Below are 7,434 nucleotides of genomic sequence, written 5' to 3'. Positions count from 1 at the left end.
AAACGCCCGGTTACATTCCGAACCCGGAAGCTAAGCCTTACAGCGCCGATGGTACTGCAGGGGGGACCCTGTGGGAGAGTAGGACGCCGCCGAACTCCTTTTACAGCTCCGGCTCCTGGGCATCGCCCGGGAGCCGGAGCTTTTTTGCGTTGAGGTAGGGTCGGGGAGCATCGTCGGTTCGTTTCCCACAGGAGGCCCCCGGGTGGAGGTCCAGGAGACACGCGTCCAGACGGACCGGGTCCTCACCATCCCCAACATCCTCAGCATGGCGCGGCTCGTCGGCGTACCGCTCTTCCTGTGGCTGATTCTGAGGCCCGAGTTCGGCGGACCCAAGAGTGACGGCTGGGCGCTGCTGGTGCTGGCGCTGAGCGGAATCAGCGACTACCTGGACGGCAAGCTCGCGCGGCGCTGGAACCAGATCAGCAGTCTCGGCCGGCTTCTGGATCCGGCGGCCGACCGGCTCTACATTCTCTCGACTTTGGTCGGCCTGACCTGGCGCGAGATTCTGCCACTCTGGTTGACCGCTGCACTTCTGGCGCGAGAGCTGGTTCTGCTGGTGATGGTGGGCATCCTCAGACGGCACGGCTATCCGCCGCCGCAGGTGAACTTCCTGGGGAAGGCAGCCACCTTCAACCTGATGTACGCCTTCCCACTACTCCTGCTCAGTGACGGAACTGGATGGATCTCGTCACTCGCTGCTATTTTCGGATGGGCGTTCGCAGGATGGGGTACAACCCTCTACTGGTGGGCAGGAGTCCTCTACGTGGTACAAGTCCGCCGCCTGGTTCGTGCGGACGCCATGGCCGATTGAACTCACCGATTGTGCGGTCGTAGCGGCTCGATGGCCCCTGGCACAAAAGTGCGCGACAATCTGGACGGGTGAAGTCGGCTAGACCGTCGTCTCTTGGAGGAGGACGCTTCCGACATGAAGGCCGTCGTGATGGCCGGAGGCGAAGGCACACGCCTTCGCCCCATGACCTCGAGCATGCCCAAGCCGCTCCTGCCGGTGGCCAACCGGCCGATCATGGAGCACGTGCTGCGGCTGCTCAAAAGGCATGGGCTGAACGAGACCGTCGTAACCGTCCAGTTCCTGGCCTCCCTGGTCAAGAACTACTTCGGTGACGGTGAAGAGCTCGGAATGGAGCTCTCCTATGCCAACGAGGAGAAGCCACTCGGTACCGCCGGAAGCGTCAAGAACGCCGAAGAGGCGTTGAAGGACGATGCTTTCCTCGTCATCTCCGGCGATGCCCTGACCGACTTCGACCTCACCGAGCTGATCAATTTCCACAAGGAAAAAGGCGCCCTGGTCACGGTCTGCCTGACACGCGTGCCGAACCCGCTGGAGTTCGGCATCACGATCGTCGACGACGAGGGCAAGGTCGAGCGCTTCCTCGAGAAGCCGACCTGGGGCCAGGTCTTCTCGGACACCGTGAACACGGGCATCTACGTCATGGAGCCCGAGGTATTCGACTACGTCGAAGCCGATGTGCCCGTCGACTGGTCCGGCGACGTCTTCCCTCAGCTGATGAAGGAGGGCAAGCCGATCTACGGCTATGTCGCGGAGGGCTACTGGGAGGACGTCGGCACGCACGAGAGCTACGTCAAGGCGCAGGCCGACGTGCTGGAGGGCAAGGTCGACGTCGAGATCGACGGCTTCGAGATCTCCCCCGGCGTATGGGTGGCGGAGGGCGCCGAGGTGCACCCCGACGCCGTACTGCGCGGCCCGCTCTACATCGGGGACTACGCCAAGGTCGAGGCGGGCGCCGAGATCCGCGAGCACACCGTCGTCGGCTCCAACGTCGTCGTCAAGAGCGGGGCCTTCCTGCACAAGGCCGTGGTGCACGACAACGTCTACGTGGGCCAGCACAGCAACCTGCGCGGCTGCGTGGTCGGCAAGAACACCGACATCATGCGGGCGGCGCGGATCGAGGACGGCGCGGTCATCGGCGACGAGTGCCTGATCGGTGAAGAATCGATCGTTCAGGGCAATGTTCGCGTATACCCGTTCAAGACCATCGAGGCCGGCGCCTTCGTCAACACCTCGGTGATCTGGGAGTCCAGAGGCCAGGCGCACCTCTTCGGGGCCCGCGGCGTCTCCGGCATCCTGAACGTGGAGATCACCCCCGAACTCGCGGTGCGGCTCGCCGGCGCCTACGCCACCACCCTCAAGAAGGGGGCGACGGTCACGACGGCCCGCGACCACTCCCGTGGCGCCCGCGCGCTCAAGCGGGCGGTCATCTCCGCGCTGCAGGCCAGCGCCATCGACGTACGCGACCTGGAGAACGTGCCGCTGCCGGTGGCCCGGCAGCAGACCGCGCGGGGCAGCGCCGGCGGCATCATGATCCGGACCAGCCCCGGGGTGCCGGACTCCGTGGACATCATGTTCTTCGACGGGCAGGGCGCGGACCTGTCGCAGGCCAGCCAGCGCAAGCTCGACCGGGTGTTCGCGCGACAGGAGTACCGGCGCGCGTTCCCCGGCGAGATCGGGGACCTGCACTTCCCGTCCAGCGTCTTCGACTCGTACACCGGATCGCTGCTGCGCAACGTCGACACGACCGGGGTCTCGGAGTCCGGGCTCAAGGTCGTCGTCGACGCGTCCAACGGCAGTGCCGGCCTCGTGCTGCCGAGCCTGCTCGGCAAGCTGGGCGTGGACTCGCTGACCGTCAACCCCGGTCTCGACGAGTCGCGGCCCACGGAGACCGCCGAGGTGCGGCGCGCGGGGCTGGTGCGGCTCGGTGAGATCGTCGCGTCCTCGGGCGCGGCGTTCGGCGTCCGCTTCGACCCGGTCGGTGAGCGGCTGTCGCTGGTCGACGAGAAGGGGCGGATCGTCGAGGACGACCGCGCCCTGCTGGTCATGCTCGACCTGGTGGCGGCCGAGCGGCGCAGCGGGCGGGTGGCGCTTCCGGTGACCACGACGAGGATCGCCGAGCAGGTGGCCGCGTACCACGGTACGCAGGTGGAGTGGACGACGACCTCGCCGGACGACCTGACCCGGGTCGGCGGCGACGAGTCGACCATCTTCGGCGGCGACGGCAAGGGCGGTTTCATCGTCCCCGAGTTCAGCAGCGTCTTCGACGGCACGGCGGCCTTCGTGCGGCTGATCGGGCTGGTGGCGCGGACACAGCTCACCCTCAGCCAGATCGACGCGCGCATTCCGCGGGCGCACGTCCTCAAACGCGATCTGGCGACCCCGTGGGCCGTGAAGGGGCTCGTCATGCGGCGGGTCGTCGAAGCGGCTGGAGACCGCTTCGTGGACACCACCGACGGGGTGCGGGTGGTGGAGACCGACGGGCGCTGGGTCATGGTGCTGCCGGACCCGGCCGAGGCCGTCACCCACCTGTGGGCGGAGGGGCCCGACGACGCGTCCGCCCAGGCCCTGCTGGACGAGTGGGCGGCCGTCGTGGACAGCGCCGGCCGCTGAGAAGCACACCACGCGGGCGTGCCGGACAAGTGTCCCGGAAGGGACCGGTCCGGCACGTCGGTGGGGCCATTCGGAGGTAGTGGGCGCGACGTGCGACGATGTGCGGCATGCCGCAGCAGCCCCCCGTTCGGAGTACACCCACGCGCCCTTCGCGGCCGGACGCGTCCATGTCGCTGCTCACCAACGTCATGGACCACAGCCTCGACGACGGCTATGCCGAGGCGGCCGCCCGTAAGCGGGCCGCGGGCGCGGGCGGTGTGCCGAAGCCCCTCCGGGCCAGGCTCGGGCTGGCCGGGGGGCTGGTACTCGCCGCCCTGGTGGTCACCGTCGGCGCCGCCCAGGCGCGCGCGGCGGCCCCGGTCGTCGCCAAGGAGCGCCAGGAACTGATCGACCGGATCGACCGCGAGACCGCGGCGGCCGACAAGCTCGAGAACTCCGTCGACGAGCTGCGCCGCGACGTCAGCGCGCGGCAGCGGGAGGCCCTCAAGCAGAGCGGCGGGGACAGCTCCGAGCTGGTGGGCGTCCTGTCGGGCGCCGTGGAGGTGCACGGGCCGGGCGTCAAGCTGGTCGTCAACGACGCCAAGGAAGCCACCACCGGGGGCGACGGCGACCCGCGCGAGACCTCCGGATTCTCCGACACCGGGCGGGTGCGCGACCGGGACATGCAGCGTGTGGTCAACGGGCTGTGGGAGTCCGGCGCCGAGGCGGTCTCCATCAACGGGCAGCGGCTGACGGCGCTGTCGGCCGTCAGGGCCGCCGGCGACGCCATACTGGTCGACAACAAGCCACTCGTGCCGCCGTATACGGTGCTCGCTGTGGGGGACGGCCAGAGGCTCAGCAGCAGGTTCCAGGACAGCGCCGACGGGCTGTATCTGCATGCCCTGCAGCAGAACTACGGCATCCGGACCGCCATCTCCGTGGAGGGGGACCTCCGGCTGCCCGCCGCACCGAGTGTGATCGTACGCACAGCACAGCCGGACACCGAGAAGACCGAGAAGACCGAGAAGACTGAGAAGGGCACATCGTGATCGCCGTACTGGGCCTCGTCGTGGGAGTCGTGGCCGGACTGTTGGTCCGGCCTGAGGTTCCGGCGGTCGTCGAGCCTTACCTGCCGATCGCCGTCGTCGCGGCGCTGGACGCCGTCTTCGGAGGCCTCCGGGCCATGCTCGACGGCATCTTCGACGACAAGGTCTTCGTGGTGTCCTTCCTGTCCAACGTCGTCGTCGCCGCGCTGATCGTGTTCCTGGGCGACAAGCTGGGCGTCGGTGCCCAGCTGTCCACCGGTGTCGTGGTCGTCCTCGGCATCCGGATCTTCTCCAACGCCGCGGCGATCCGCCGGCACGTGTTCCGGGCGTGAGGCCGATGAGCGACAACGACGAGACGCCCGCGAACAGGCTGCGCAAGGAGCTGCCCGAAGAGGTCCCGGCGCCGGCCCCGCCCCCCGCTCCACGGCCCCCCGCTGCCTCCGGGAACGCCCCGGAGAACGGCCCCGAGGGCGAAGCCGCCCCCGAGGCCGGGCTGACGGGACGGCAGCGGCTGGCGAAGGGGCTGTGGCCGCCGCGCGTGACCCGCGCCCAACTCATCGTCGCCCTGCTGCTGTTCGGCCTCGGTTTCGGTCTGGCCGTGCAGGTCGCCTCCAACAGCGACAGCGACAGTGCCCTGCGCGGCGCGCGTCAGGAGGATCTCGTCCGCATCCTCGATGAACTGGACGACCGCACACAACGTCTTGAAGACGAGAAGCAGGGACTCGAGAAGCAGCGCGACGAGCTGGAGAACAGCTCGGACCAGGCCGAGGAGGCCCGCAGACAGACGGTCCAGAAGGAACGTCAACTGGGCGTCCTGGCGGGCACGGTGGCGGCTCAGGGCCCCGGCATCACCATGACCATCGAGGACACGAAGGGAACGGTCGAGGCCGACATGCTGCTGGACGCCATCCAGGAGCTGCGCGCGGCGGGCGCGGAGGCGATACAGGTCAACGACGTGCGCGTCGTCGCGAGCACGTACCTCACGGACTCGGGCAAGAGCGTGAGCGTCGACGGGAACAAGATCAACGCGCCCTATCGTTTCAAGGTCATCGGCAAGCCGGAGGACTTGGAGCCGGCGCTCAACATCCCTGGAGGCGTGGTGCAGACCCTCGAGAAGGAGCAGGCCACCGTTACCGTCGAGCGGTCGGACAAGATCGTCGTGGACGCCTTGCGAGCTGCGAAGCAGCCTGACTACGCTCGGTCGTCCGCCCAGTGAACCGGCGGTGCATGGGGGCCGTCCGGCAGGGGCATGAGGTTGCGGGGGGTCGGCGCACCGAAGGGGTGGCGCGTGGTGGAAACTGTCTGGTGGATACGGACGTTGTGAAGTTGTCCGGGTCGGCCGGCGTATGCAGTCAGGGTTCGTCCTGCCCCACGGGCGGGTCTGTTTCGGTCAAGGGGAATCGCCCGTGAAGTTGTTTGCGAAGTTGTTCGGCAAGAGCGCGCGAGAGGGCGGCGACAACGCGACCGCCCGCCATCGCGCACAGTCCGATGCGGAGGGCCAGCGCCCGCTGTTCCGGGACCAGGTCGCTGGTCCGGGCGGGGACATTTCCGGAGGCCAGGGCGCGGCGTCTGTTGACCCTGCGCAGTCCGGCGGCATAGGTTTCGGGCAACCGTCAACCTCAAGTACGGGTGGAGGGTTTTCCCCTATGTCGGCCCTGGTGTGTACGAGGTGCGGTAACCGCAACGCGGAGAGCAGCCGCTTCTGCTCGAACTGCGGCGCGCCGCTGCGGGCGGGCGCGGCCGCCGAGCGGCCCTCGGAGACGACGTCCACGATCTCCATCTCCGGTCTCGAGGCCTATGACGCCGAGGCCACCGGCCAGACGCCGATCCCGGCGCTGTCCCCGGAGGCGCAGGCGGCTGTGGACGCCCTGCCGCTGGGCTCGGCGCTCCTGGTCGTGCGCCGCGGGCCGAACTCGGGCAGCCGCTTCCTGCTGGACAGCGACCTGACCACGGCCGGACGTCACCCGCAGAGCGACATCTTCCTGGACGACGTCACGGTCTCGCGTCGGCACGTGGAGTTCCGCCGCGCCGCGGACGGCTCGTTCACGGTCGCCGATGTGGGCAGCCTGAACGGCACGTACGTCAACCGCGAGCGGATCGACCAGGTCGCGCTGCACAACGGCGACGAAGTGCAGATCGGCAAGTACCGGCTGGTCTTCTACGCGAGCCAGCAGGGCTACTGACCCTCCTCCGGACTCGGTCCGGGGAGACCCCCCAGGGAAGGTCCATGCTTCGATCACCGAGCGGCGGTGCCGGGCACGGCGCCGCCGCCACGGACAGCGGCCTGATGAGCATCGGCACGGTGCTGAACGCGCTGCGCGAGGAGTTCCCCGAAGTCACCATCTCCAAGATCCGTTTCCTGGAGTCGGAGGGCCTCATCGAGCCCCGGCGGACCCCGTCGGGGTACCGCAAGTTCAGCGCGCAGGACGTCGAGCGCCTCGGGCACGTCCTGAGGATGCAGCGGGACCACTATCTGCCGCTCAAGGTGATCCGCGAGCACCTGGAGGCCATGGAGCGCGGCGAGGCCGTCCCGCTGCCCTCGCTCGGCCGGCAGCGGGACGGCGAGACCGTCCAGGAGGGGGCCGAGCAGCCCACGGCGGCCCGGATCGGCCGGGCGCAGCTGCTGGCGGCCGCCGGGATCGGGGAAGAGGAACTCAAGGAGTGGGAGTCGTACGGGCTCGTCGCTCCGCTGCCGGACGGGGCCTACGACGCGGAGGCGGCCACTGTCGCGTCGCTCGTCGTCGAACTGGGCCGGTTCGGGATCGAGCCGCGGCACCTCAGGGCGATGCGGGCCGCGGCCGACCGTGAGGCCGGACTCATCGACCAGGTGGTGGCCCCGCTCAAGCGCCACCGCAATCCGCAGACCAGGGCCCACGCCGAGGCCCGCACGAAAGAGCTGGCCGCGCTCACGGTCAGGCTCCACACGGCGCTCGTGCAGACCGCGCTCGGTGTGCGCCTGCCGTGAGGCGGACCCGCCGCACCCGGCCG

The 7,434-nt window shown here is 69.1% G+C and carries 7 protein-coding genes and 1 rRNA gene; all 8 read left to right on the top strand.

Annotated features, from left to right (window positions below; genetic code table 11):
* Nucleotides 1-95, top strand: a 5S ribosomal RNA gene (rrf, locus tag AB0G63_RS26085); the annotation flags it as partial.
* 107 nt (nt 96-202) lie between these two features.
* Nucleotides 203-811, top strand: a complete 609-nt coding sequence (locus AB0G63_RS26080) for a CDP-alcohol phosphatidyltransferase family protein (protein ID WP_324787318.1) — start codon at nt 203-205, stop codon at nt 809-811.
* Nucleotides 812-925: 114 nt separating this feature from the next.
* A complete protein-coding gene (locus AB0G63_RS26075; RefSeq protein ID WP_360754645.1) occupies nt 926-3,421 on the top strand; it encodes a mannose-1-phosphate guanyltransferase in 2,496 nt (831 codons plus the stop codon).
* Nucleotides 3,422-3,519: 98 nt separating this feature from the next.
* A complete protein-coding gene (locus tag AB0G63_RS26070) occupies nt 3,520-4,449 on the top strand; it encodes a DUF881 domain-containing protein (protein ID WP_360754642.1) in 930 nt (309 codons plus the stop codon).
* The gene (locus AB0G63_RS26065) at nt 4,446-4,778 is read left to right on the top strand and encodes a small basic family protein (RefSeq protein ID WP_003988855.1); all 333 of its coding nucleotides are present in this window, start codon (nt 4,446-4,448) and stop codon (nt 4,776-4,778) included. The genes AB0G63_RS26070 and AB0G63_RS26065 overlap by 4 nt, the downstream gene beginning before the upstream one ends.
* Nucleotides 4,779-4,783: 5 nt before the next feature.
* On the top strand, nt 4,784-5,662 hold the full coding sequence (locus AB0G63_RS26060) for a DUF881 domain-containing protein (RefSeq protein ID WP_360754639.1): 879 nt from the start codon (nt 4,784-4,786) through the stop codon (nt 5,660-5,662).
* A gap of 130 nt (nt 5,663-5,792) precedes the next feature.
* Nucleotides 5,793-6,629 carry an FHA domain-containing protein gene (locus tag AB0G63_RS26055; RefSeq protein WP_360754638.1) on the top strand — a complete coding sequence of 279 codons (837 nt, stop codon included), beginning with the start codon at nt 5,793-5,795 and terminating at the stop codon, nt 6,627-6,629.
* A 44-nt stretch (nt 6,630-6,673) separates the two neighbouring features.
* Nucleotides 6,674-7,411, top strand: coding sequence for a MerR family transcriptional regulator (locus AB0G63_RS26050; RefSeq protein WP_360754635.1), 738 nt, complete (start codon nt 6,674-6,676; stop codon nt 7,409-7,411).
* Nucleotides 7,412-7,434: the final 23 nt, after the last annotated feature.

It is taken from the genome of Streptomyces sp. NPDC020996 (assembly GCF_040641355.1).
GTDB lineage: Bacteria > Actinomycetota > Actinomycetes > Streptomycetales > Streptomycetaceae > Streptomyces.
This window is presented reverse-complemented; position numbering and strand designations above follow the sequence as displayed.